The sequence below is a fragment of the Streptomyces sp. MGP-BFMKR1 genome, from assembly GCF_057766585.1.
In genome coordinates, this window is record NZ_CM173408.1 from 4,131,999 (window position 1) to 4,157,583 (window position 25,585).

A 25,585-nucleotide genomic window follows, 5' to 3' on the forward strand; every position below is an offset into this window, starting at 1 on the left:
CCGCCGTCGGGTGCGGCGGGCCGGGACAGAGCGGATGGGCGGGCCGGTCGGGGCCGTTGAGGCGGGCGGGGCGGCGGCACGGTGCGGTGGGATGCGGCCGAATTCTGTGCGGCCGGCTCGCTGCGATGAGCTGATGATCGGGCGACGCGCCGCGTTCTCGCCTCAGCCCCCCTCGCCGGCATCTTTATGCTGAGGGGCATGAGTAGCCCCGCCCGCTTCGATCGCGGCCACACCGATGATCTGCTGTCCTTCCTCACGGCGAGTCCGTCGCCGTACCACGCGGTGGCCACCGTCGCCGCGCGGCTGGAGAAGGCCGGCTTTCGCCAGGTCGCCGAGGTGGACGCGTGGGACGGCGCGAGCGGCGGGAAGTTCGTGTTGCGCGGGGGCGCGATCATCGCCTGGTACGTGCCCGAGGGCGCGGGACCGGCCACCCCGTTCCGGATCGTCGGCGCGCACACCGACTCGCCCAACCTGCGGGTCAAGCCGATGCCGGACACCGGCTCGTACGGCTGGCGGCAGATCGCCGTCGAGATCTACGGCGGGACGTTGCTCAACACCTGGCTCGACCGCGACCTCGGGCTGAGCGGACGGCTCACCCTGCGCGACGGCGCGCACCGGCTGGTGGCCGTGGACCGGCCGCTGCTGCGGGTGCCGCAGCTCGCCGTGCACCTGGACCGGAGCGTGAACACCGACGGCCTCAAGCTCGACCGGCAGCGCCACCTGACGCCGATCTGGGGCATCGGCGGGGTGCGCGAGGGCGACCTCATCGCGTACATGGCCGAGGAGGCGGGCGTGGCCGCCGACGACGTCGCGGGCTGGGACCTGATGGTGCACAGCGTCGAGCCGCCCGCCTACCTGGGCCGGGACCGCGAGTTGGTGGCCGGCCCGCGCCTGGACAACCTGCTGTCCGTGCACGCCGAGGCCGCCGCGCTGGCCGCCGTCGCCAGCCACGGCGCCGACCTGCCGCACATCCCGGTGCTCGCCGCCTTCGACCACGAGGAGAACGGCAGCCAGTCCGACACCGGCGCCGACGGCCCGCTGCTCGGCACCGTCCTGGAGCGCTCGGTCTTCGCGCGCGGCGGCTCGTACGAGGACCGGGCCCGCGCGTTCGCCGGCACGGTGTGCCTCTCGTCCGACACCGGGCACGCCGTGCACCCCAACTACGCGGAGCGGCACGAGCCGGGCCACCACCCGATGCCCAACGGCGGCCCGATCCTGAAGGTCAACGTCAACCAGCGGTACGCCACCGACGGCAGCGGGCGCGCGGTGTTCGCCGCCGCCTGCGAGCGGGCCGGGGTGCCGTGGCAGTCCTTCGTCTCCAACAACGCGGTACCGTGCGGCACCACGATCGGACCGATCACCGCGGCCCGGCACGGCATCGCCACCGTCGACATCGGTGTCGCGATCCTCTCCATGCACTCGGCCCGCGAACTGTGCGGCGCCGACGACCCGTTCCTGCTCGCGAACGTGCTGGCCGCGTTCCTGGAGGGCTGACTTGGAATTCTCACTGCTGGGCCCGGTCGCCGTGCGGACCGCGCACGGTGACCTGCCGCTCGGCCCGGCCAAACGGCGCAGCGTACTGGCCATGCTGCTGCTCCAGGCGAACACCACGGTGCCGGTGGAGCGGCTGATCACCGCGCTGTGGGAGGACGATCCGCCCGAGCACGCCCGCACCGTCGTCCAGGGCCACGTCTCGCGGCTGCGGGCCACGCTCGCGGACGGTGGCGCGCACACCCACGGGGTCGAGCTGACGACGCAGGGTTCGGCGTACCTGCTGCGGCTGCCGGCCGAGCGGGTGGACGCGCACCGGTTCGAGGAACTGGTGGCCCGTGCCCGCGAGATGACCGGCTGGCGGGACGCGGCCGGCCGCCCGGGGCAGGTCACCGGCCCGACCGCCGGCCCGGGCGGGGCGGGCGCGGCGGCCGACGCCGTGCCGATGCTGCGCGAGGCGCTGGGCCTGTGGCGCGGCCCCGCCCTGACCGGCACCGTGACCAGCCCGCCGTACGCCGCGGCGGCGCACGCCCTGGAGGAGCGGCGGCTGTCGGCGGTGGAGGCGCTGGCGTACGCGCACGAGGAGCTGGGGCAGTACGACGTGGCCGCCGCCGTGCTGCACACCGAGGCCGTCGCGCACCCGCTGCGCGAGGGCCTGATCGCGACGCTGATGCGCGCCCTGTACCGGGCGGGCCGGCAGTCAGACGCGCTCGGCTGGTACCACCGCACCCGCGGGCTGCTCAGCGACGAACTCGGCGTGGACCCGGGCGAGGGGCTGCGCCGCGCGTACGAGGAGATCCTGAACGCGGACGCGGCGGTGCCCGCCCAGCGCGCGCCGGGGGGCCAGCGACCCGCCGCGCCCCGTGGCAGGGCGCCGGGCGGCGGCCCGGCCACGGGCCAGGGCCCCGACGACCCGAGGGTCGGCCGGACCGCCCCCGCCGCCGAGAGCGGCCCCTACGCCGGCGAGCGGGCCCCGTACGGCGCGGGCGCCCAGGCCCCGGCCACGGCCCAGCCGGCGGCGCGGCCAGGGGCCCAGCCGGCGGCGCGGCCGGGGGCCCAGCCGGCGGCGCGGCCGGGGGCCCAGCCGGGTGCCGGGCCGCACGGCGACGGTGGGTACCCTGCCGGGTCCTACCCGCCGGCCGACGGCGGGCCGGCCGGTGCCGCGTACCCGCCGGCCGAGGCGTACCCGCCGGCGCCCCAGCCCTCCGGTGAGGGCGCGGGGGTCGCGGGCGCCGCGGGTTCCGGGGGCGCGGCCGGTGCCGGGCAGCCCGGCGCGTACCCGCCGGGCGGTGGCGGGGCGCGGGCCGGGGCGAGCGCGCCGTGGCTGTTGCCCCGGCCGCCCACCCGGTTCCGTGGCCGGCAGGCCGAACTCGAGGCGCTGAGCGCGCTGGTGCGCACGCCGGCGCCGGGCGAGGCGCCCATCGCGCTGATCACCGGTCCGGCCGGGGTCGGCAAGACGGCGTTCGCCGTGCACTGGGCGCACCAGCACGCCGCCGCCTACCCGGACGGGCTGCTCTTCGCGGACCTGCGCGGCTTCGGCGAGCGCGAAGAGGCCCCGCCCGTCGAGGTGTTGCGGGACTTCCTGCTGGCCCTCGGCACGTCGCCGGACCGCATCCCGGGCTCGCCGGAGAGCGCCGCGGCGCTGTACCGGTCCCGGGTCGCCGGGCGGCGGCTGCTGGTCGTCCTCGACAACGCGCGCAGCTCCGCGCAGGTGCGGCCGTTGCTGCCGGGCGGGGGTCAGGGCGCGGACTCGGGCTGCGTGACGCTGGTGACCAGCCGCAGCCGGCTCGACGGCCTGGTGGCCACCGACGCCGCGCGGCCGGTGCCGTTGCAGGCGCTGACCCCGCAGGACGGCGTGGACCTGTTGACGGCCATGCTCGGCGGCGACCGGGTCGCCGACGATCCGGACGCCGCGCGGGAGTTGGTGGACCTGTGCGACGGGCTGCCGCTCGCGCTGCGGGCCGCCTCCGCGCAGCTCACCGCGCGGCCGAGGTGGCGGCTCGGCCGGCTGGCCTCGGCGCTCCGGGACGAGCAGCGGCGGCTGGCCCTGTTGTCGGCCGAGGACACCGGCATCGCCGCCGCGCTGCGGATGTCGGTGGCCCGGCTCTCGGCGGACGACGCGCGGCTGTTGGCCGCGCTCGGTTCGGGGTTCGACCGGCACGTGGAGGCCACGGCGGTGGCCGCGTTCGCCGGCTCCGACCCGGATGTGACGCTGGACGGTCTCGACCGGCTCGCCGAGATGCACCTGGTCGACGAGGAGGCCACCGGCCGCTACACGATGAGCGACCTGGTCAAGCTGTTCGCCAGGGACGGCAAGACGAGCGGCGGCCAGCCCCGGCCGCCGGGCACGCCCCCGGCCGCACCCCCGCCGCCCGGGTCACCGCCCTCGTCCGGGCCGCCGCCGGAGAGCGGAGGCTAACGCACCACTGTCCGCGCGGAATCGAACACAGCGGGGCCGCCCCTGGGGGCGGCCCCGTCGCGCGTCTGGGCGTTGGTGGGTGTTGGTGAGCGGTGCCCACGGCGTCCAATCCCCCCGTAGTGACGGTTGTTTGTGCTGGTCAGGTGGCTAACGCGGGCCTGTTAGGCAGGGGTTAGCAGCACGGCAACGGCCCCCGGCAGGCTTGAGCCATACCAACCGACCACCGCTCCTGGGGGGACCAGAACATGTCGCACACCACCGCTACCGCCAGCAAGACCGCCCGCGCCGCCCGCACCGGCCGCCTCCGCGGCAACGCGGTCCGCATCGCCGCCGCCTCGGTCACCGCGCTCGCCGCGCTGACGCTGACCGCCTGCGGCTCCGACGACAGCTCGGGCACCAAGACGGAGGGCAAGGCCGACTCCACCCCGTCGCTGGAGGCGGCGGCGAAGGACACGAACGCCAAGAACGGTGCCGACAGCGGTGCCGACACGGACGGCAAGGGCGACTCCCCGGTCGGTCAGGGAAGCGGTACGGGCGGCACGGGCGGCGCGGACAGCGCCGGCCAGGACACCACGGAGACCGGCGGCAAGGGCCCGGGCGTCGAGGGCGCCAAGGAGCAGCCGACCGACACCACCTCCGACGCCGGCGCGGACACCGGCTCGGACGGCGAGGACGGCGGCCCGACCGACAAGCCCTGCACGGTCGCGGACACCCAGATCACGCTGGAGCACACGGGCGGCACGATTCCCGCGATCACCCTGAAGCTCACCAACACCGGCTCCACCGCCTGCAACGCGTACCACGTCCCGCTCATCGGCTACCCGAACGCGCAGGCGCCGCTCGCGGTGGGCGGGGACAAGCCGCAGGCCGTGCGGACGGTGGCGCCCGGCGAGTCCACGACCGCCACCATCGGCCTCGGCAGCGAGGACGGCTCCACCCCGCACCGCGAGAAGCAGCTCACGGTCACCCTCGTGGACGCCGACAACCAGCCCCTGTCGGGCGAGGCGACCGTCTCCGCGCCGGCCGGTGCCGGACTCCTCCTCGACGACGACTCCTCGGTCACCTACTGGGGCGCCGGCCTGGACTCCCTGTAAGCACCCACCGCGGGGCGCCTGACCCACGCCCCGCGCTCCCCGTCAGCCGACGGACCCGGCGCCACGCGCCGGACCCGAGCCGGCGGAGACGGGCCCACCGGTACACCCCCGAAGCCGTCGCCCCGTCATCCGCCCGAAGGCCCGCCCCGAGATCCGGGGCGGGCCTTCGTCACGTCGTCGCTCGACGTCACATCGGGGGCATGAGCACCGAGTCGACGAGGTGCACGGTGGCGTTGGAGGTCCGTACGTCACCGCAGACCACGTTGGAGCTGTCGTTGACCGTGAAGCTCTCGCCCGATCCCGAGGTGGTCAGCGGGCTCTTGGCCAGCGTCGGGTACGAGCCCTTGGCCAGCTTCTCCGGCGGCAGCGGCTGGCCCACGACGTGGTAGGTCAGCACCTTCTTCAGCATGGCCTCGTCGCTCATCACCTTGTCCAGGTCGGCCTTCGGGATCTTGGCGAAGGCGTCGTTGGTGGGGGCGAAGACGGTGATGTTCTCGGCGCTGTTCAACGTCTCGACCAGGCCGGCCTTCTGCACGGCCGAGACGAGGGTGGACAGCTCCGGGTTGTTGGACGCCGCGGTGGCGACCGGGTCCTTGGCCATGCCGTCGAAGCTGCCGGAGCCCTCATCGGGGACCGAGGCACAGGCCGGGCCGAACGGCTTGGCCATGGCGCTGTCGGCCGAGCCCGTCTCCTCCTCCGGCGCGCCGGGCTTCTCCTTCGCCGACGCGGAGCTGTCCGCACCGTTGTCCTTGTCCTTGTCGTCGCCGTCGTCCGAGCACGCGGTCAGCGTCAGCGGCAGCGCCGCCGCCGCCACGAGTGCGAGCGCGAGACGGCCGGTGCGGCGGGTGCGGAGGGTGGTGCGCATGATGGTGCTCCTTCGGGAGGCTGCGGGGATGTCGGGCGCGGACGTCGGGGGCGGTTGTCGGGCGGTCGTCGGGGGCGGGCGGGTGCCGGTTCGTGGGACCGCCGTCTCCGGGGCCCGGCCGCCGCGCCCCGGAGACGGCGGGTTCGCGTCGCGCACCGGGTGGCGCCGTGGCCGTCCGGTGTACGGCGGGAGTGGTCTTCGGTGAGCCGTCACACTCGCTATTCGGAGCGCCGCCCCGGGCGGATTGGCCGTTCTTCCGAAAGAGTTGGACCGGGCCGCCCGCCGGGCCGCGCCGTACGCCCCCGGCCCGCCGCGTGCTCCCCGCCTCCGGTCGCGGCGCGGGCCGGACCAATCCGGAGCGCCGACGGCTACGAACAGGGAGCGGACCCGCGACAGCGGGCGGCCGACCACGGAAAGGGCGACATCGTGCGAGAACCCGTACGCATCGGCGGCACCGCCGGGCACGGGCCTGGCCTCACGGAGTTGTTGGAACGGGTCGCCCAGGGTGACCAGGAAGCCTTCGCCCACGTCTACGACGCCGTCGCGGGGCCCGTGCTGGGCCTGGTGCGCCGGGTGCTGTGTGACCCCGCGCAGTCGGAGGAGGTCACCCAGGAGGTGCTGGTCGAGGTCTGGCGGACCGCGGCCCGCTTCCAGGCTGACCGGGGCTCCGCGATGACCTGGGTGATGACGCTCGCCCACCGCCGTGCCGTCGACCGGGTGCGCTCGGCCCAGGCCCGGGTGGACCGCGAGGAACGGGTGGCCCGGCTCGACCACACCCCGGCCTTCGACGACGTGACCGAGCAGGTCGAGAGCCGACTGGAGCGGGAGCAGGTGCGCCGTTGCCTCGGCGGCCTGACCGAGCGGCAGCGGCAGGCGGTGACCCTCGCCTACTACCGGGGCCTGACCTACCGTGAGGTGGCGGAGCTGCTGAAGCTGCCGCTGGGCACCATCAAGACGAGGATGCGGGACGGGCTCATCCGTCTCCGCGACTGCCTGGGGGGCACCGCATGAACGCCGCGGACCTGCACACGCTGACCGGCGCCTACGCCCTGCACGCCCTGCCCGAGCCGGAGCGCGTGCGCTTCGAACGCCACCTGGCGGACTGCGCGGCCTGTGCGCGGGAGGTCCGCGAGTTCGCCGGGACGGCCACCCGGCTCGGCCTGGCCACCTCGCTCGTCCCGCCTCCCGCGATGCGCGAACGCGTGCTGCGCGGCATCACCGCCGTACGCCAGGTGCCGCCCGACGACCCCCGGCGGGCGGCGGGCGGCGGGCGCGGCGCGACGTGGTTCGCCCGGCGCGCGACACACCTGGCGTTGGCGGCCTGCGTGACCGTGGCGGCCGGCCTGGGCGGCGTCGCGGTCTGGCAGCACCACGAGGCCGAGCAGGCCCGCGGTGGCGCCGAACGGGTCCAGCGGCAGGCGCGGGCGCTGGCCCGGGTGCTCGCGGCGCCGGACGCCACCATGACCAGCGGCCGGATCGAGGACGGCGGCGTCGCCACCGTCGTCGCCTCCCGCTCCCAGGACCGGGCCGCCGTGATCGCCGACGCCCGGCGGTTGCCGGCGGACCGGGTCTACCAGATGTGGTTCGACGACGGCGGGGTCATGCGTCCGGCCGGGCTGCTGGGCCGTGGCGGCACCGGCACCAGTGCCGTCATGAGCGGTGCCGTGGGCGGCGCGCGCGGCATGGGCATCACCGTGGAGCCGGCGGGCGGCTCGCCACGCCCGACGACCGAGCCGGTGGCGGCGTTGGAACTGCCCGGGCAGAACAACTAGGGCACGGCGCGCACGCGCGCGGCGCGGATGCCGGCCCGGTCGGGGCCGGCATCCGCGCCGTCGTGTTGGTGGGGCCAGTCGGGTCGGTGGGGCCAGTCGGGTCAGTGGGGGGCGGTCGAGCGGGCTCGCCGCTCGACCGCCGCCCGACCGCCGGTCGGATCAGCCGAAGGTGAAGGCGTACGCCTCGATCCCCGGAGCGGGGCGCACCTCAAGGCGGACCCGGTGCGCGTCGTCCTCGTCGACGAGCGTGTGGAGCGTGGGGGTGCCGTCGACCTGGATCGTCCGGGTCAGCTTGCCGTCCACCAGGACCTCCACCGGTCCCTGACCAGCGAGGACCAGATGGACCTTCCTGGCCCGGTAGTCCAGGGCGATCCGCGCCCCACGGCCCGCGGTGAAGTGCTCGTACCCGGCCGTCCAGGTGCCGCCCAGGGCGACCGCGTCGCGGGGCAGGTCGGCGGGGAGGCGGTACCGCTTGGGCTCGTCCGCCGCCAGCGGATCACCGACGTAACGGTCGATGCGGTGGGTGCTCAGATACGTCTCGGGGGTGCGGTCCTCGGTGAGTTCGTCGGCGCGGCCCGTCGTCGCGGCGGGCAGCCGCGCACCGGGGTCGGCCTGCCGGAGGAGGTCGCGGATCAGGCCCTCGGTCTGCTCGTACTTGCCCTCCCCGAAGCGGAAGTAGCGCACGGTGCCGGCGGAGTCGATGAGGTACTTCGCGGGCCAGTACCGGTTGCGGTAGTTGTCCCAGGTGGCGAGCTTGTTGTCGAGGGCCACCGGATAGTCGATGCCCATCTTCCGCGTCTGGTCGGCGACGTTCGACGCGTTCTTCTCGAACGCGAACTCGGGTGAGTGCACCCCGATCACCCGCAGCCCCGCGTCGCGGTAGGCGCGGTCCCACGCCTTGATGTGCGGCAGGCTGCGCTGGCAGTTGACGCACGAGTAGGTCCAGAAGTCGATGAGGACGACCTTGCCGCGTAGCGCCTCCAGCTTCACCGGCCGTCCCTGCGGGGTGTTGAGCCACTTGGTGATGCCCTTGAGGCTCGGGGCCCTGCCGCAGGAGCGCAACTCGTCGACGCCGTCCTCGCACCGGGAGAGTTCCTTGTTCTCCTTGCCGTAGAGGCCGGAGAGCTTCTGCCGGGCGGTGTCGCTGTCCTCGATGCCGCGCCGCGCGGAGGCCGTGTAGTCGGGCAGGGAGCGCTGGATGGCGGCGGTGACGTCGAAGGCCAGCGCGGCGGCCAGCACGATCATCACGGTGCCCGCCGCGATCCGCAGCCCACGGGCGCGGGTGCGGAAGGCGGCGACGCGCTCGGAGACCCGGCGCCCGGCGAGCGCGAAGGCCAGCAGCGGGATGGCGGTGCCGACGGCGAAGGAGACGGTCAGCGCGACGATGTCGAGACTGATCCGGCCGCGCGCCCCGGCGACGGTGATGGCCGCGAGGACCGGGCCCGCGCAGGGCACGTACAGCAGCCCGAGGCCCGCCCCGAGCGCGAACGCGCTTCCCTCCTTGCCCACCTGGCGCTGCGGGATGCGCGCGAACGGCCGCTCCAACAGGCTCTCGACGCGGGGGAAGACCAGCCCGAGGCCGATGAGGACCAGCAGCGTCAGGCCGACGTAGCGCAGGATGTCGTCGGGCAGTCCCAGCGCGGAGATCAGCGTCACGCCGAGCAGGGCGAAGAAGCTGAAACTGACCACGAGGCCCGCCACGACGGCGTACGGCCGCCGGTTCCGGGTCCGCCGGGCCGTCCCCGGTTCCGCTTCCTGGCCCGCGTCGGCGGTGGCGACCGCGCCCCCCGCGCGCCCGCCCACCCCGGCCGCCCGACCGCGCGCCTTCGCGCGCCGGGCGCCGCCCGGTGGCGGCTCCTGCCCGCCCGGTCCACCGGCCAGGAAGACGACGGGCAGGACCGGCAGGATGCACGGCGAGACCGCCGTGATGAGACCTCCCAGCAGTCCGATCAGGATCAAGGTGAGCACGGGGTCCGCCCTTCGGTCAGGAGACCGGTGGGCCCGGGCTCCTCACCTGTACTTCGCGGCTGACGGGCCCGCGGATTGGCACGGGCACCCGGCGGCGCCCGACGCCGCGCCGGTCGCCCGCGCGACGCGCTCCCCCAGACGCGCGTCAGCCCGGGCGCGACCTCTCGGCGCGCGCCCGGGCTTCCTCGTCATGCCGCTTCGTCGCCCCCGCGCGGGGGCCCCGCTACTCGGCGTCCGGGCCCGACTCCGCGTCCAGGCCCGCCAGGACCAGCGGCAGCCGGTCCGCTCCGGCCGGTGTGACGCGGATCGGGACACCCCAGTCCTGCTGGTGGACGTGGCAGGCCGGGTAGGCGATGTCGGGGGCGTCGTCGCAGGAGGCGGCCATCGCCGAGACGTGCAGGACGCCCTCGCTGACGCCGTCGGCCAGCCGCAGCTCGCGGCTGAGGTCCGCGCCCGCGCCCGCCCCGTCGGCCAGCAGCTCCGGCGGGGTCGCGCTGACCAGCAGCCGGGTGGACGGGCCGTACCGGGTGTCCAGCTTCTGGCCGGTCGGGGCCTGGAAGACCACGTCGAGCCGGAGCGTGCCCGGGGCGACCTCGGTGGCCGCGCGCCGCGTGCGGTGCGCGACGGACTCGACGCGCACCGCCTCCTCGGGCAGCCGCAGCCGGGTCAGTCGGTGCCGGGCGGACTCGACGACCACGATGTCATCCCCGACGAGCACCGCGCCCGACGGCTCGCGCAGGTCGGTCGCCAGCGTGCTGACCTCGCCGGTGGCCGGGTCGTAGCGGCGCAGCGCCTTGTTGTACGTGTCGCTGACGGCGACGCTGCCGTCGCGCAGCGCGGTGACGCCCAGCGGGTGCTGGAACAGCGCCTGCTCGGCCGGGCCGTCGCGGTGGCCGAAGTCGAAGAGGCCGGTACCGACGGCGGTGCGCACCACGAAGGCGTCCGCCGCGTCGGCCGTCTTCGACGCGTCCCCCGCGTCCGTCCCGTCCGCCGCGTCGGCTGCCCGCGGGTCGCGCTCGACGAAGCGCAGGGCGGAGGTCTCCGAGTCGGCGATCCACAGCCGGTCGGCGGTGGCGGCGAGGCCGGACGGCTGGGCGAACCACGCCTGCTCGGCCGGGCCGTCCACCAGGCCCTCGTTGGTGGTGCCGGCGGCGGCCCGGACGGTGCCGGCGACCGGGTCGTACGTCCACAACTGGTGGACACCGGCCATGGCGATCCACAGCCGGTCGGCGAAGTAGGCCACGTCCCACGGCGAGGACAGGTCCACCTCGCGGGCCGGGCCCGAGGTCGGCGCGCCCTGCCACCACTGGCGGCCGGTGCCGGCGATGGTCTCGACGGTGCCGGTGGCCGGGTCGAAGCTGCGCAGGGCGTGGTTGACGGTGTCGGCGACGACCACCCGCTGGCCGCCGTCGGGTCCGGCCGGCAGCAGCGCGAGGCCCTGCGGCTCGTTGAACCTGGCGGTCCGCGCGTCCCCGTCGGCCAGGCCGCGCTCGCCGCTGCCGATCCGCCGCACCACGGTCTCGCCGTCGGGGGCCAGCTCCACCAGGGCGTGCCGGGTGGAGTCGGAGACCAGCAGGTTGCCGCCGGGGAGCTGGATGACCTTGCCGGGGAAGCGCAGGTCGCCGGGGACGGGCTCGGGCTCGACGTACGGGCCGGCGCCGCGCCGCAGCGTGCCCTTCGCCTCGTGGGTGGCCTCCAGCTCCTCCACGAGCCGCTCGATCGCGTGCGCGTGGCCCTCGCCGGCGTGCTGCGCCACCACGTACCCCTCGGGGTCGATGACGACGAGGGTGGGCCAGGCGCGGACCGCGTACTGCTTCCAGGTGGCGAGGTCGGGGTCGTCCAGGACGGGGTGGCGCACCTCGTACCGCTCGGTGGCGTCCACGACGGCCTGGTGCTCGGCCTCGTGCACGAACTTCGGCGAGTGCACGCCGACGATCACCACGGTGTCCCGGTGCTTCTCCTCAAGCTCGCGCAGCTCGTCGAGCACGTGCAGGCAGTTGACGCAACAGAAGGTCCAGAAATCCAGGATGACGATGCGTCCTCGCAGGTCAGCGAGGGCCAGGTCGCTGCCGCCGGTGTTCAGCCAGCCGCCCGCACCGATCAGTTCGGGGGCCCTTACGCGCGCACGTGAAGCCATGTCCCCATCCAACAGCACCGGCCCCGCGCGCATTCCCCGGCCCCGCCACCCCCACCGGCCACCGCCCACCCCGGCGTCCCGTGGCCGCGGGCTCGCGTTCCGGTGGCGGTCAGGCGCGCAGCAGCCGGCCGCGCGCGTCGGTCTTGTCGTCGCTGGCGAGCAGCACGATGCCGTCGACCAGGCCCCACACCAGCAGCCCGCCGCAGGTGACGAGCTGGGCGACGGCCATGCCGACGTGCCCGGTGTAGAACCGGCCGGCGCCCACCCAGCCGAAGAGGATCTGCAGCACGCCGGCGATCACCCGTGACTTGTCGGAGTACGGCCGGCCGTACGGGTCGTACCCGTGGGGCGCGTCGGGGACCGGGACGTGCCCGCCGAGCTGTCGCGGATAGCCGCCGTGGACCGGCTGGGCGATGTTCAGCGGCGGGTAGCCGTAGCTGGGCTGGCCCTGGGCGCTGTGCGGGTAGCCGTAACCGGGCTGCCCCTGGGGCGTCGCGTACGGGTTCGGCCCGCTGGGGGCGGCGTACGGGCCCGGCCCGCCCTGCTGGCCGTACGGGTTCGGGCCGCCCTGTCCGCCGTACGGGTTCGGGTCGCCCTGTCCGCCCTGGGGCGTGCCGTACGGGTTCGCGTGCGTCATGGCGTTACCCCCCGAGGTCGGTCGCGGTGGTGGCGCACGGCCCGCGCCGGGCGCCGCTCGGTCTCTGCTGGTCTCCCATCCTGTCAGCCCGGGCCGGCCTCCGCCGCTGCCACCTCGGCCACCTCGACCACGGGCGAAACGGGAGGAACGGGAGGTACGGGTCGACGGAGCCGCCGCCCGGTGCGCCGGGCGCGGGGGCTAGCGGACGCCCAACACCCGGTCGCGCAGGGCCGGGAAGTCCGCCCGGGTGCGCGCCACCCGGGACAGGTCCAGGTCGACCGTGAGCACCGACTCCGTCGCGTCCGCCTCGGCCAGCACCTCGCCCCACGGGTCCACGACGATGCTGTGACCCGCCTGCGGTACGCCCCCGTTGGTGCCGGCCGAGCCGCAGGCCAGCACGTACGCCTGGTTCTCCACCGCGCGGGCGCGGGCCAGCAGCGTCCAGTGCTCGCGGCGCCGCTCGGGCCAGCCGGCGGGGATCACCAGGAGCTGCGCGCCCGCGTCCACCAGGAGCCGGAACAGCTCGGGGAAGCGCAGGTCGTAACAGGTCGCCAGGCCGATGGTGGTCTCCGGCAGGACCGCCGTGACCACCTCGGTGCCGGCGCCCATCAGCACCGCCTCGCCCTTGTCGAAGCCGAACCGGTGGATCTTGCGGTAGGTGCGGACCAGCGCGCCCGACGGGTCGAAGACGAGCGAGGTGTTGAACAGCGTCGCGCCGTCGTCGGTGGTGGGTTGGCCCTCGATCGCGGGCGCCCGCTCCACGATCGACCCGGCGTGCAGCCAGACGCCGGCGTCGCGGGCGGCGGCCGACATGGCCGTGACCGTCGGCCCGTCAAGGGCCTCGGCCCGCGGCGCGAACTCCCGGTAGGCGAAGGCCCCCACGGTCCACAGCTCGGGAAGCACGACGAGGTCCGCACCGGTTTGCCGGTGGGTGTCCCGTACGAAGGTGGCCGCACGCTCTCGCCGGGATTCCACCGGCTCGTCCGGGTCCACACCGATCTGGATCAGTGAAGCGCGCACATTACCACCGCTCTCGACGATCGAGCTGTCCAACCGGGCCTACGATCAGTCTGGAAAGCACTGCCGGGGTGCCCGTGCGCAGCGTAACTTAACTGCCAAACAGCACCCAGCCCGCGTACGAACCGCCCGAGGGGTCCCGTGACCGTCCATCCCAGCCTGCAACCTGCCATCGACGCATGGACGCACTCCATCGAAGCGATATCCGAGTTGGTGAACCCCCTCGTCGAGGGGGAGTGGAACCGGGCCACCGAGTGCCCGGGATGGTCGGTGCGTGACGTCGTCTCCCACGTCATCGGCTTCGAGTGCGAAATGCTCGGCGACCCGCGCCCGATACACAGCCTGCCGCGCGATCTCTACCACGTGAACAGCGAGTTCGCGCGGTACGTGGAGGTCCAGGTCGACGTGCGGCGCTGCCACACGGCGCCCGAGATGACCTCCGAACTGGAGTACACGATCATCCGCCGCTCGCGGCAGTTGCGGAACGAGAAGCGCGATCCGGAGACGCTCGTGCGCAGCCCGGTCGGCGAGGTCACCCTCTCCCGGGCGCTGACCACCCGCGCCCTGGACGTGTGGGTGCACGAACAGGACCTGCGCCGGGCCCTCGACCAGCCCGGCAACCTGGACTCGCCCGGCGCGCACATCACCCGTGACGTGCTGCTCAAGGGGCTGCCCGGGGTGGTCGCGCAGCGCGCGAAGGCGCCCGCCAACTCGGCCGTGGTCTTCGACGTGACGGGCCCGCTGGAGTTCATGCGCACGGTGCGGGTGGACGCGGACGGCAAGGGCAAGCTCGACGCCAGCGTCTCGCTCGGCCCCGCGGTGACGATCAGCCTGGACTGGGAGACCTACCTGAGGCTCGCGGCCGGCCGGGTGCGCCACACGGCGGTGGCCGACAAGGTGAAGATCGACGGCGACCAGCCGCTCGCGGAAGCGATCCTGGCCAACTTCGCCATCACGCCGTAGCCGGTACGCCCCGGCACCACCGACCCACCCGCCGTAACGTTTCGCGAACCCTCCGTCACGACCCGACGCCTGTGCCCGCGGCCACGGGGTGTCCCCCGCCCCCGTGCGCGGGCACGCGGCGACGTGCGACGCGGCGACCGCGACGTGCGAACACGTCGCGAGGCGCACGCGGACGCGCGAGGCGCACGGTGACGCGGAGACCCAGCCCGTCACCACCACCACCGGCGGCGGCCCTCAGGCCGGTACGTGCACCGCCTCCACGCGGCTGGCGACCACGTGTTCGCGCTCGCGCCGGTGCGCCCGGCCGCGCAGCCGCAGCATCTGGGACAGGCCGAGCGCCTGCAGGAAGAAGACCGAGGCGAAGGCGATCCGGAAGTTGTGACCGGTCGCGTCGAGGAGCACGCCCACGGCGAGCAGGGTGGCCATCGAGGCCATGAAGCCGCCCATGTTGACGATGCCCGACGCGGTGCCCAGGCGCTCCGGCGGGTTGGCCGGGCGCGCGAAGTCGAAGCCGATCATCGACGCGGGGCCGCACGCGCCCAGCACGACGCACAACACGACCAACAGCGCCGTCGGCGCGTGCCGCTCCGGCCAGGCCAACACGCTGGCCCACAACAGCGCCGTGGCGGCGACGGTGCCCAGCGCCAGCGGGGCCCGCGCGGCGTGGTGCCGGGCGATGACCTGCCCGTACACCAGGCCGATCGCCATGTTGGAGAGCACCACCAGGGTCAGCAACTCGCCCGCCTCGGCGCGCGACCGACCCTGCGCCTCGACCAGGAACGGCATGCCCCACAGCAGCAGGAACACCATCGCGGGGAACTGCGTGGTGAAGTGCGTCCACATGCCGAGCCGGGTGCCGGGTTCCCGCCAGGCCGCGGCGACCTGGTGGCGGACGAAGCCCTTGCCGACGTGCGGATGCGGCTCGGGCTCGTGGCCCGGCGGGTGGTCGCGCAGGAACAGCAGCACCAACACCAGCACCAGCACGCCGCCGAGCGCGCTGCCCGCGAACGTCGGCGTCCAGCCCAGGTCGTGCAGCAGCCGCGCCAGCAGCAGCGTCGAGATGAGGTTGCCGGCCATGCCGATCAGCGCGGCGATCTGCGCGACGAGCGGGCCGCGCCGGGCCGGGAACCAGCGCGCGCCGAGCCGCAGCACGCTGATGAAGGTCATCGCGTCACCACAGCCGAGCAGCGCGCGCGAGGCCAACGCCATGCCGTACGAGTGCGAGAGCGCGAAGCCGAACTGCCCCACGGTGAACAGCACGGCGCCCAGGACCAGCACCTTCTTGGTGCCGAGCCGGTCCACCAGCAGGCCGACCGGGATCTGCATGCCGGCGTAGACCAGGAGTTGCAGGATGGAGAAGGTGGACAGGGCCGAGGCGTTGATGTGGAACCGGTCGGCCGCGTCGATGCCCGCGACGCCCAGGCTGGTGCGGAAGGTGATGGCCACGAAGTAGACGGCGACGCCCAGGCCCCAGACGGCCACGGCGCGGCGCCCGCCGGGTGGGTCGCCCGGCAGCCCCTTCGCGTCGCTGGTCCGTATCTCTCCCGGCGCGCTCACCGGTCCTCACCCCGGGCCAGGTGGCGCACCCAGCTCACGTGCTGGTGCACGGCCGCCGCCGCGGCGTCCGTGTCGCCGGCGCGCAGCGCGGCCAGGATCTCCGCGTGCTCGGCGATGCTCTTGGCCACCCGGTCCGGGTGGGCGTGCATCACGGCGACGCCCATCCGGAGTTGGCGGTCGCGCAACTGGTCGTAGAGGCGCTCCAGGATCTGGTTGCCGGCGCTGCGCACGATGGTGGCGTGGAAGCAGCGGTCGCTGGCGACCAGGGCGGCCAGGTCGCCGGCGGCGGCCTGGGCCCGCTGCTGGTCCAGCAACTCCTCCAGGCGGTCGATCAGCTCGGCGGGGGCGGGCACCGCCTTGCGCGCGGCGTGCTCCTCGACCAGCAGCCGGGTCTCCACGACGTCGGCGATCTCCTGCGCGGAGACCGGCAGCACCAGGGCGCCCTTCTTCGGATAGAGCCTGATCAGCCCTTCCACCTCAAGCCGGAGCAGCGCCTCGCGCACCGGCGTGCGGGAGACGCCGACGGCCTCGGCCAGGTCCCCCTCGGTGAGCAGCGTGCCGCCCTCGTAGTGACGCTCCAGGACGGCCTGCTTGACGTACGCGTACACCCGGTCGGCGGCGGAGCCACCGGCGCCCGCGCGCGGGGCGGCGCATCCCGCGCCGACGTCACCGGCCGGCGCGCTGCTGCCGACGGGTCGGGGAGAGGGGGCGGGCGACGGGTGGGAGGAGGTCTGCGGGGCCGGCGGCCGGGCGGGGACGGTAGGTGCAGGGGCCATGCACACAGGATAGATACAACAGGGATGCGTGCGAAGGGCGCGTCCGTCATCCGGACGCGCCCCCTCCGCCAGCGTCTGGTGCGCCGGCGCACCAGGCCAGGGCGGCCGAAGGCCGGCCGCGCGCTCCCCGCGTCGGGACCGCGTCCTCTCAGGGGTGGGGCCGCGTCCTTCCGCGCCGGGGCCGGGGGCCGGGGCCGGGCGCCTACCGGGCGAGGCCGACCGCAGCGGGCCGGAATCCGCTTACCTGAGGGTTAGCGCGCACCTCGAAGTCGGTACTTGTGGGCCACGCCGGAGCGCGAAACGATGACCACACGCCCGGGGAATTCCGGTGGGCCCACCGCCCGGGCCCGGGGGAATGGCACGGCCGCTTTCTGGTGCTCGGTCGCGCCCCGGGGGCGTATTCCGCTGGCATCCGCCGCGAACTCCCCCTGCCCTCTTCTCCCTTTCCCCTTTCGGCCTTTCCGCTTCCCTCTCTTTTTCTGTCGACCCATGCCCACACCCACTCCAGGAGTGCCCTCATGAACGCGAATTCCCCGACGCCCGCCCCCGTCACCGTGCTCGGCCTCGGCGCGATGGGGAGGGCGCTGGCCGCGGCCTTCGTCGCCGGCGGCCACCCGACCACCGTGTGGAACCGCACCCCCGGCCGGGCGGACGACCTGGTCGCCAGCGGCGCGGTCGAGGCGCCGGAACTGTCCGCGGCGATCGAGGCCAGCCCGCTGGTCGTGGTCTGCCTCTTCGACAAGGACTCGGTCCGCGAGGCGCTGGCCCCGGCCGTGTCGTCGCTGGCCGGACGCACGGTGGCGATGCTGACCACGTTCACGCCCACCGACGCGAGGGAGATCTCCACCTGGCTGGCCGAGCACGACGCCGACTACCTCGGCGGCGCCATCATGGCCGTGCCGACCATGATCGGCAAGCCCGAGTCGCAGCTCTTCTACAGCGGCCCGCAGCACCTGTTCGACACCCACCGCGCCACCCTGGAGCGCCTGGGCACCAGCAAGCACGTCGGCGCCGACGTGGGCACGTCGGCGCTGTACGAGACGGCGTTGCTCTCCGGCATGTACGCCATGTTCGCCGGCTATTACCACGGCGCCGCGCTCATCGGCACCGCCGGCGTATCGGCGAAGGAATTCGCCGCGTATTACGTGCCGTTCGTCCAGGCCATGGCGACCGCCGCGGACGGAGCCGCCGAATTCATCGACAAGGGCGACTACACGGCCGAGTTGCAGAGCCTGGAATTCAACCGGTCGGCCCTCCACCACATCGTGCACGTCAGCGAGGACCAGGGCATCAGCCCGGAGGTCCCGGCCCTGCTCCGGGAGTTGATGGACCGGCAGATCCGCGCCGGCCACGGCGCGGACAGCGCGACCCGCATGTACGAGAGCATCGCCCGCCCGCAGGGTTGAGCGGGGGGCCTGGGCGAGCCCTTGGGCGGGGCCCTGTGCCGGCCCTTGGGCGGGGGGGCCGGGTGGATGTGGTGCGTGGGCGCGGTTGGGCGCGCGACGGGGCGGGGCCGGTCCGGCCGCCCGCCCACACCCGCACGGGCCCGCGCATCGCGACTCTTCGACGACTACCGATCACGGCAACCGGTGCGTACCGTACGAAACATGGTCTTCGTCGTCATCGGCTCCTGTCTGGTCGCCCTGATCGCCGTCACGGCCGTGGCGGACCACCGCCTGCGCCGCCGCAGGCGCGTGGCCCAGGACGGTGCCGCCATGTCACACGCCGTGCGCTCCGCGCGCCGTGACGTGCGGGCCTGGTCGGCGGGGACGGGCGGGCACACCGGCGAGGACACCTCCTGGATGGGGCGCGGGTAGCCGCCGCTGCCGCGTCCCCCCGGCACCTGGCCGGGAGCCACGTGGCGCGCGGGCCGAGGAACGACCGGCCGGCTACGCGGCGCCGAGCGCGCCGCCGCTCGGCAGCACCCGCAGGGCCCGGTCGAAGGCCGAGTCGCGGCGGTGGGCGAACTCCTCCTCGGTGAAGACGGGTTCGTACAGGTGCGGCGGGATGCCGGGGCCGTCGAAGGACTGGCCCGAGCGGGTCCGGAACTCCTCGTTCGGCACGTTGATCCGCCAGCCGCCGGGCAGGGCGCGCTCCAGCGTGTCGGAGAAGACGCCCTGGGTGTGCTCGCCGATGCGGACGGTTCGGCCCGGCCGGTCCATCAGGGCCTGCGTGAACGTCTCGCCCGCGCTGATCGTCGAGCCGCCGGTGAGCACCGCGATCGGTCCGCCGTACCGGGGCGCGCGGGCGGGCGTGACGTACTGCGGCTGCGGGTCGGTGAACCGGGTCGGGTCGCTCGGGTCGTTGCGGGCGCGCTTGGCGTACGCGAAGTAGGGCCGGTCGGTGAGCCGTGAGGCGAGTCGGAGGCCGAAGGAGTCGGCCCCGCCGCCGTTGACCCGCAGGTCGATGACGAGCCCGCGCAGCTTCCGGGTGCGCTCGGCGGTGAGGATGGCGTCGAGGGCCCGGTCGAGCGCCGCCTTGTTGGCCTCGTAGGTCGGCGTCTCGGAGTAGCCGAGGAACCCGGAGATCCGCAGGTAGCCCCGGTCGCCCGGCAGGTCCGCATAGCCGATCCGGGCGCCCGCGTACCGCGTGAGCGGCCGGCCGCCCAGGTCGCGGTCCTCGATGTACGAGGTCACGCGGGCGTCCATCGCCTCGTCGGGCATGGTGGTGCCGGGCCGGACGGCGAAGAACCGGCCGGTGGCGCCGGCCTCGACGGACACGTGCGCGTCGTGCAGCGGACGCACCATGTCGCGGAGCCCCATGCTCGCTCCGTCGGCGGTGTCGGGACCATCGGCCTAGCAGCCCTGGCCGGGGTGGGGATTTCCCCACCCCGAAGGCGAGTTCGGCGGCGTTCGGGGGTGCGCGGCGTGACGCCTGGCCCACCGCTACCCCGCGAACACCGGCGGCTGCGGCTCGTACTCAAGTCCCTTGCGGACCGCCTCCGCGCGTTCCGGCGAGACCAGGCGGCCGACGAGGTGGAGGGTCATGTCGATGCCGGCGGAGATGCCCGCGCTGGTCACCAGGTCGCCGTCGTCCACGAAGCGTTCGCCGGCGCGGACGTCGATGGTCGGGTCGAGTTCGCGGAGGTGGTCGAGGGAGGCCCAGTGGGTGGTGGCCGGGCGGCCGGCGAGGAGGCCGGCCGCCGCGTACACCAGGGCGCCCGTGCACACGCTGACCATCAGCGGGACGCGCTCGCGCTGGCGGGCCACCCAGTCCAGATGGGCCTGGTCGGTGAGGACCGGGCGGGTGCCCCGGCCGCCGGGGTAGATGAGCACGTCGAGGTCGGGCAGTTCGGCCTCGCTGCGGTGGGCCTGGACGGTCAGACCCTTCGCGCAGGTGACGGGCGCGCCGTCGGCGGAGAAGGTGAGCACGCGCCAGTTGTCGTCGGGGTAGTGGTAGGTCCAGTACGCCAGGACCTCGTAGGGGCCGATCGCGTCCAACTCCTCCACCGCGGGGAAGAGGAAGATGCCGATGGTACGGATCGGGCCCGCACCGCTGTCGTCAATCGCACGTCCGTCGCTACTCATGCGTCCATCGAATCAGCACCCGCCCCACACGGCCCGGCATTTTCAGCCCTCAAGCCGCCGCAGCCGCTCCGCGTCCCCCGTCCTGGGACAGGTCCCGCAGGCTTCGGCGGGGCGGATCGCGTAGTACAGGCAGCAGCCGGTGCGGGTGCGGGTCAGATGGGCGCGGCCGGTGGCGCCGGTCAGGCGGCGGAAGCCCGCGCCGTCGGGGTAGGGCGCGATGGCGTGCGGCAGCACCTCGCCGGCCAGCCGCGCCGCGTGCTCCTCCTCGCCGAGCAGCCGGCCCAGCGTCCAGATGCCGGAGACCAGGTCGTCGCCGGCCATCCCCCACAGGGCGCGCGGACCGCGCCGGAACCACGGGCCGATCGCGGCGAGCAACGGCCCTACCAGCGCGGCGAAGCCGTCCCGCAGCTCCGCGCGCAGCGCCTCCTCGTCCGGCACGGTCCGCACCCCGGGCAGTCCGGCCGCCGGGTCGTCCGGCAGGCAGAGGAAGCCGCCCGGGGTGACCTCGTACCGGTTGCTCGACAGGTCGCAGCGCACCGCGCGTTGGTCCAGCAGCGGCACCCGGCGTTCGAGGTACCACACGCCGCTGAGCAGCAGCGACACCGACCACAGGCAGCCGTGCAGGGCGCGCGCCGCGACGGCGTGACGGCGCGGGACGGCGTCGCCGCCGGCGGCGATGCGGGTCGCCTCGGCGTCCAGGAAGGCGGCGAGCAACTCGGTGTCGGTGGCGAGTTGTTCGAGGGTGGGGCGGTGGGGCTCGGCGGCTGAGGGGTTGTCAGCTTGGCTGACGCGGGCGGCGTGTTCGGCAAACGGGTAGGCGGCGCCGGGAGTTGGGGTCGGTGCCTCGGTGGGCCATCGGACGTCCAGGTGGAGCGGCTCGCAGAGCGCGGCCAGGCGTTCGTAGCCACGGGCGAGCAGGTGCGCGCAGGTCGGGGCGGTGGCGTCGTCGGGCGGGCAGGCCGGGGCAAGGGCCAGCGTCATCGGCAGTTCCTCAGCACCAAGTTCAGAAGCAAGGCTAGCCTTACCTTAGCGGTATCTGAGCGTGCTTCTGATCATCGACGCCCAACGGGTGGACACCGTCGAGGCAGTCCGCCCGCCACGCGCCGGAGCCACCGGCGCGCCCCGCCCGACCCCCGCCGCCCCCGTACGCGCCCCGCCCGCACGCCACCCGCGCCCCGGCCCGCCCCGGGGCGGCCGTCCGGGTGCTTCGGCGATGACCGGTACGACAAGCGCGGGGGCCGGGTCGTACTGCCTGCGCGAGCGCCGCCGGGCCGGCCGGACACCGGTGAGCGCCTGGCACACGGCCAGGGCCGGGCTCGGTCGGGGGCGGTCGGGGCCGGGCTCGGCCAGGGCCGGGGTCAGTCAGGGTCGGGCGTGCCAGGGCCGGGCATGCCAGGGGCCCGGGCGCATCGTGTGCGCCCGGGCCCCTGGTGTCGGTCTACGCCGCCGTCACGCCCCGGTCCCGGCGGCGCGGGGGCGGCGGCGAGCCCCCTCGGTCACCTCGGGTCGTCAGCCCCAGGTGATGAGCCGCTTTCCGGGGTTCTCCAGGACCGCCGCCACGTCGGCGAGCACCTTCGAGCCCAACTCGCCGTCGACCAGGCGGTGGTCGAAGGAGAGCGCGAGGGTGGTCACCTGGCGCGGCTTCACCTTGCCCTTGTGCACCCACGGCTGGAGCTTGATCGTGCCGATCGCGAGGATCGCGGACTCGCCCGGGTTGAGGATGGGCGTGCCGGTGTCGACGCCGAAGATGCCGACGTTGGTGATGGTCACCGTGCCGCCCGACATCGCCGCCGGCGTGGTCTTGCCCTCGCGGGCGGTCGCGACCAGGTCGGCCAGCGACGTGGCCAGCTCCGGCAGCGTCTTGCGGCCCGCGTCCTTGATGTTCGGGACGATCAGACCGCGCGGCGTGGCCGCGGCGATCCCCAGGTTCACGTAGTCCTTGTGGACGATCTCCTGGTTCGCCTCGTCCCAGGCCGCGTTGATCTCCGGGTTGCGCTTGATGGCCACCAGGAACGCCTTGGCGATCAGGAGCAGCGGGTTGATCCGCAGCCCCGCCATCTCCGGGTCCTGCTTGAGGTCCTGGACCAGCTTCATCGTGCGCGTGACGTCCACCGTGATGAACTCGGTGACGTGTGGCGCCGTGAAGGCGCTGGCCACCATCGCCTGCGCGGTGGCCTTCCGTACGCCCTTGATCGGCACCCGGACCTCGCCGCCGGCCACGGCCGGCTCGGCGCCGGTCGCCGCGGCCACCGGCTGGGCCTCGGCCACGGCTGCCTGTGGCTGGGCCGCCTGCGGGGCCGCGGCGCTGGCCGCCGCGTGCACGTCCTCGCGGGTGATCACGCCGCCGTCGCCGGTGGGCGTGACGCTCGCGAGGTCGATGCCGAGGTCCTTGGCCAGCTTGCGCACCGGCGGCTTGGCCAGCGGACGCGCGCCGGCCGGGGCCTGCGGGGCCGCGGGCGCGGCCGGCGCGGGGGCCGGCGCCGGAGCGGCCGGGGCCGCCCCGTGCCCGTTCAGCTCTTGCTGGAGCGCGGCGGCCACCGAGGAGGGGGCCGTCTGCTGGGCCGGCTGCGCCTTGCGGGGCCGGCGCTTGGTGGAGGACGGTGCCGCCCCGTACCCGACGAGCACGGCCTGCCGGCCCTGCTGCTCGGGCTCGGGTTCGTCGCCGCCCTGCTCGGCCGCGGGCTCGGCCGCCGGCGCCGCCTGGCCGCCCGCGGGGGCCGCCGGCTCGACGGGACCCGCGTCCGGCTGGGTGTCCACGGAGATGATCACGGTGCCGACGTCGACGGTCACGCCCTCGTCGAAGCGCAGCTCGTGCACCACGCCGTCGAAGGGGATGGGCAGTTCGACGGCAGCCTTCGCCGTCTCCACCTCGCAGACGGACTGGCCGTCGGTGACCGTGTCACCGACCTGGACGTACCACTTGAGGATCTCCGCCTCGGTCAGTCCCTCGCCCACGTCGGGCATCTTGAACTCACGGAAGCGCTGTGCGGTGTTGCTCATCGTCGCTGCTCCTCAGGCCCTCAGTACGCCAACGCTCGGTCAACGGCGTCGAGCACCCGGTCAAGCCCCGGCAGGTACTCGTCCTCAAGCCGGGACGGCGGGTACGGCGCGTGGAACCCGCCGACCCGCAGCACCGGTGCCTCCAGGTGGTAGAAGCACCGCTCGGTGATGCGCGCGGCCACCTCGGCACCGGAGCCGAAGAAGACCGGCGCCTCGTGCACGATGACCAGCCGGCCGGTCTTGCGCACCGACTGCTCGATCCCGTCGAAGTCGATCGGCGAGATCGACCGCAGGTCGAGCACCTCGATCGACTTGCCCTCCTCGGCAGCCGCCGCGGCGGCGTCCCGGCAGACCTTCACCATCGGCCCGTAGGCCGCGAGCGTCAGGTCGGTGCCGGCCCGCTCCACCCGGGCCGCGTGCAGCGGGCCGGGGATCGCGGAGGTGTTGACCTCGGAGCGGTCGTGGTAGCGCCGCTTGGGCTCGAAGTAGATGACCGGGTCGTCGCTGGCGATGGCCTGCTGCATCATCCAGTACGCGTCGGACGCGTTCGAGGGCGAGACGCACTTCAACCCCGCGACGTGCGCGAACAGCGCCTCGGGCGACTCGCTGTGGTGCTCGACGGCGCCGATGCCACCGCCGTAGGGGATGCGGATGACGACCGGCATCTTGACCTTGCCGAGCGCGCGGGCGTGCATCTTCGCGAGCTGCGTGACGATCTGGTCGTACGCGGGGAAGACGAACCCGTCGAACTGGATCTCCACGACCGGGCGGTAGCCGCGCAGCGCGAGGCCGATGGCGGTGCCGACGATGCCGGACTCGGCGAGCGGGGTGTCGATGACCCGCTCCTCGCCGAAGTCCTTCTGCAACCCGTCGGTGACCCGGAAGACGCCGCCGAGCTTGCCGACGTCCTCACCCATGATCACGACCTTGTTGTCGGTCTCCAGGGACTTGCGCAGGGATGCGTTGATCGCCTTGACGATCGACAGCTTCTCGGTGGAACCGGCAGCCATGTCAGTGACCCTCCTCGGCGAACGAAGCCTGGTACGCGGCGAACTGGGCGCGCTCCTCGTCGACGAGCGCGTGCCCGTCGGCGTAGATGTTCTCGAAGATCGCCATGTGGTCGGGGTCGGGCATCGACCGCACCGCGTCCCGCACCCGCTTGGCCAGCGCGTCCGACTCCTGCTCCAGGTCGGTGAAGAACGCCTCGTCCGCGAACTCCTCGCGGGTCAGGTACGTCCGCAGCCGCAGGATCGGGTCCTTGGCCTCCCACAGTTCCCGCTCCTCGTCGGCGCGGTAGCGCGTCGGGTCGTCGGAGGTGGTGTGCGCGCCCATCCGGTAGGTGAACGCCTCGACCAGCATCGGGCCCTGCCCGCTGCGGGCCCGCTCCAGGGCGGCCCGGGTCACCGCGAGGCAGGCCAGCACGTCGTTGCCGTCCACCCGCACGCCCGGGAAGCCGTAGCCCTGGGCGCGCTGGTAGAGCGGGACGCGGGTCTGCCGCTCGGTGGGCTCGGAGATGGCCCACTGGTTGTTCTGACAGAAGAACACCACCGGCGCGTTGTAGACCGCCGAGAAGGTGAACGCCTCCGCGACGTCGCCCTGGCTGGAGGCGCCGTCCCCGAAGTACGCGATCACGGCCGAGTCCGCGCCGTCCTTGGCCACGCCCATCGCGTAGCCGGTGGCGTGCAGCGTCTGCGAGCCGATCACGATCGTGTACAGGTGGAAGTTGTTGGAGTTCGGGTCCCAACCACCGTTGTTCACGCCACGGAACATGCCGAGCAGGTTCGTCGGGTCGACGTCCCGGCACCAGGCGACGCCGTGCTCTCGGTAGGTGGGGAAGACGTAGTCATCGTCGCGCAGCGCGCGTCCCGAGCCGATCTGCGCGGCCTCCTGGCCGAGCAGCGAGGCCCACAGGCCCAGCTCGCCCTGGCGCTGGAGGGTCGTCGCCTCGGCGTCGAAGCGTCGCGTCAGCACCATGTCCCGGTACAGCCCGCGCAGCTCTTCGGGGGTCAAGTCGATGGAGTAGTCGGGATGCTCGACCCGCTCGCCCTCGGGCGTCAGCAACTGTACGAGCTGGGTTTGGTCAGCCGTCGGCTGCTTGGCCCTGGTGCGCTTGGTGCTGCTGCTGCGGCGTGGCTTGCGCGCGGCAGTGCTGTCCACGGTCACGTGTGCTCCTCCGTCTGTCCGGCCCCCGGGGTCCGCCGGCGGCTGGTGGTCCTCGCGCCAAAGGCGAAAGGGCGGCTCCGCCCGGCGGTCCCCGGCGCACGGGGTGGGTGCGCCGATGCCCCGACCGGGCGTGACAGGTGCTCCGGCGGGTGGCCCGCGAAACTCACGTTACCCAGTGTGTCGCAGGTCTGCGAAACCC

The 25,585-nt window shown here is 74.3% G+C and carries 20 protein-coding genes and 1 pseudogene; 8 read left to right on the forward strand and 13 right to left on the reverse strand.

All coding sequences use genetic code 11. The features are described from left to right. Positions 1–198: 198 nt before the first annotated feature. The 3 genes from AC3CHW_RS15885 (at position 199) to AC3CHW_RS15895 (ending at position 5,004) form a co-directional block, all read left to right on the forward strand. The gene (locus tag AC3CHW_RS15885) at positions 199–1,494 is read left to right on the forward strand and encodes a M18 family aminopeptidase (RefSeq protein WP_398608503.1); all 1,296 of its coding nucleotides are present in this window, start codon (positions 199–201) and stop codon (positions 1,492–1,494) included. 1 nt (position 1,495) lies between these two features. Then, the gene (locus AC3CHW_RS15890) at positions 1,496–3,910 is read left to right on the forward strand and encodes an AfsR/SARP family transcriptional regulator (protein ID WP_488470885.1); all 2,415 of its coding nucleotides are present in this window, start codon (positions 1,496–1,498) and stop codon (positions 3,908–3,910) included. A 245-nt stretch (positions 3,911–4,155) separates the two neighbouring features. Next, positions 4,156–5,004: a DUF4232 domain-containing protein gene (locus AC3CHW_RS15895; protein WP_488470886.1), complete on the forward strand. Its 849-nt coding sequence runs from the start codon at positions 4,156–4,158 to the stop codon at positions 5,002–5,004. Between the two features lie 187 nt (positions 5,005–5,191). Here the strand turns inward: AC3CHW_RS15895 and AC3CHW_RS15900 are convergent, their stop codons facing one another. Beyond that, complete coding sequence (locus AC3CHW_RS15900) at positions 5,192–5,869, reverse strand: fasciclin domain-containing protein (protein WP_488470887.1); 678 nt, start codon at positions 5,867–5,869, stop codon at positions 5,192–5,194. Between the two features lie 426 nt (positions 5,870–6,295). Here AC3CHW_RS15900 and AC3CHW_RS15905 point away from each other — a divergent pair, with 426 nt between their 5' ends. Together AC3CHW_RS15905 and AC3CHW_RS15910 are read left to right on the forward strand one after the other, a co-directional pair. Continuing rightward, the gene (locus AC3CHW_RS15905) at positions 6,296–6,880 is read left to right on the forward strand and encodes a sigma-70 family RNA polymerase sigma factor (RefSeq protein ID WP_187061324.1); all 585 of its coding nucleotides are present in this window, start codon (positions 6,296–6,298) and stop codon (positions 6,878–6,880) included. After that, positions 6,877–7,641 (forward strand): anti-sigma factor, encoded by a 765-nt coding sequence (locus AC3CHW_RS15910; RefSeq protein ID WP_488470888.1) that lies wholly within the window; start codon positions 6,877–6,879, stop codon positions 7,639–7,641. Before AC3CHW_RS15905 ends, AC3CHW_RS15910 begins: the two co-directional genes overlap by 4 nt. Before the next feature lie 159 nt (positions 7,642–7,800). Here AC3CHW_RS15910 and AC3CHW_RS15915 read toward each other — a convergent pair whose 3' ends face one another. The 4 genes from AC3CHW_RS15915 to AC3CHW_RS15930 form a co-directional block, all read right to left on the reverse strand. Further along, complete coding sequence (locus tag AC3CHW_RS15915) at positions 7,801–9,609, reverse strand: cytochrome c biogenesis protein DipZ (RefSeq protein ID WP_488470889.1); 1,809 nt, start codon at positions 9,607–9,609, stop codon at positions 7,801–7,803. Between the two features lie 223 nt (positions 9,610–9,832). Beyond that, a complete protein-coding gene (locus tag AC3CHW_RS15920; RefSeq protein WP_488470890.1) occupies positions 9,833–11,746 on the reverse strand; it encodes an NHL domain-containing thioredoxin family protein in 1,914 nt (637 codons plus the stop codon). A gap of 109 nt (positions 11,747–11,855) precedes the next feature. After that, positions 11,856–12,383 (reverse strand): TM2 domain-containing protein, encoded by a 528-nt coding sequence (locus AC3CHW_RS15925; RefSeq protein ID WP_398608496.1) that lies wholly within the window; start codon positions 12,381–12,383, stop codon positions 11,856–11,858. A 198-nt stretch (positions 12,384–12,581) separates the two neighbouring features. Continuing rightward, positions 12,582–13,403, reverse strand: coding sequence for a carbon-nitrogen family hydrolase (locus tag AC3CHW_RS15930; RefSeq protein ID WP_488470891.1), 822 nt, complete (start codon positions 13,401–13,403; stop codon positions 12,582–12,584). Between the two features lie 138 nt (positions 13,404–13,541). Between AC3CHW_RS15930 and AC3CHW_RS15935 the strand changes: the two genes are divergently transcribed. Continuing rightward, positions 13,542–14,363 carry a maleylpyruvate isomerase family mycothiol-dependent enzyme gene (locus AC3CHW_RS15935; RefSeq protein WP_488470892.1) on the forward strand — a complete coding sequence of 274 codons (822 nt, stop codon included), beginning with the start codon at positions 13,542–13,544 and terminating at the stop codon, positions 14,361–14,363. 234 nt (positions 14,364–14,597) lie between these two features. Here AC3CHW_RS15935 and AC3CHW_RS15940 read toward each other — a convergent pair whose 3' ends face one another. Together AC3CHW_RS15940 and AC3CHW_RS15945 are read right to left on the reverse strand one after the other, a co-directional pair. Continuing rightward, entirely contained in the window at positions 14,598–15,920 is a 1,323-nt protein-coding gene (locus AC3CHW_RS15940; RefSeq protein ID WP_398608493.1) for an MFS transporter, read from the reverse strand. Continuing rightward, positions 15,917–16,696, reverse strand: coding sequence for a GntR family transcriptional regulator (locus AC3CHW_RS15945; RefSeq protein WP_488470893.1), 780 nt, complete (start codon positions 16,694–16,696; stop codon positions 15,917–15,919). The genes AC3CHW_RS15940 and AC3CHW_RS15945 overlap by 4 nt, the downstream gene beginning before the upstream one ends. A 518-nt stretch (positions 16,697–17,214) precedes the next feature. Between AC3CHW_RS15945 and AC3CHW_RS15950 the strand changes: the two genes are divergently transcribed. Further along, positions 17,215–18,102 carry an NAD(P)-dependent oxidoreductase gene (locus AC3CHW_RS15950; protein ID WP_488470894.1) on the forward strand — a complete coding sequence of 296 codons (888 nt, stop codon included), beginning with the start codon at positions 17,215–17,217 and terminating at the stop codon, positions 18,100–18,102. A 201-nt stretch (positions 18,103–18,303) separates the two neighbouring features. Next, positions 18,304–18,513: a hypothetical protein gene (locus AC3CHW_RS15955; protein ID WP_488470895.1), complete on the forward strand. Its 210-nt coding sequence runs from the start codon at positions 18,304–18,306 to the stop codon at positions 18,511–18,513. A gap of 72 nt (positions 18,514–18,585) precedes the next feature. Here AC3CHW_RS15955 and AC3CHW_RS15960 read toward each other — a convergent pair. From AC3CHW_RS15960 to pdhA, 6 genes and pseudogenes are all read right to left on the reverse strand, one after another. After that, positions 18,586–19,476, reverse strand: a pseudogene (locus AC3CHW_RS15960) (S41 family peptidase); the annotation flags it as partial. A gap of 105 nt (positions 19,477–19,581) precedes the next feature. Next, positions 19,582–20,223, reverse strand: coding sequence for a DJ-1/PfpI family protein (locus tag AC3CHW_RS15965; RefSeq protein ID WP_488470896.1), 642 nt, complete (start codon positions 20,221–20,223; stop codon positions 19,582–19,584). A 42-nt stretch (positions 20,224–20,265) separates the two neighbouring features. Beyond that, complete coding sequence (locus AC3CHW_RS15970; RefSeq protein ID WP_488470897.1) at positions 20,266–21,204, reverse strand: (2Fe-2S)-binding protein; 939 nt, start codon at positions 21,202–21,204, stop codon at positions 20,266–20,268. A 528-nt stretch (positions 21,205–21,732) separates the two neighbouring features. Next, entirely contained in the window at positions 21,733–23,223 is a 1,491-nt protein-coding gene (locus AC3CHW_RS15975; protein ID WP_488470898.1) for a dihydrolipoamide acetyltransferase family protein, read from the reverse strand. 20 nt (positions 23,224–23,243) lie between these two features. Further along, on the reverse strand, positions 23,244–24,233 hold the full coding sequence (locus AC3CHW_RS15980; protein ID WP_398608486.1) for an alpha-ketoacid dehydrogenase subunit beta: 990 nt from the start codon (positions 24,231–24,233) through the stop codon (positions 23,244–23,246). Between the two features lies 1 nt (position 24,234). Beyond that, positions 24,235–25,386 carry a pyruvate dehydrogenase (acetyl-transferring) E1 component subunit alpha gene (gene pdhA / locus AC3CHW_RS15985; RefSeq protein WP_468059713.1) on the reverse strand — a complete coding sequence of 384 codons (1,152 nt, stop codon included), beginning with the start codon at positions 25,384–25,386 and terminating at the stop codon, positions 24,235–24,237. Positions 25,387–25,585 lie beyond the last annotated feature (199 nt).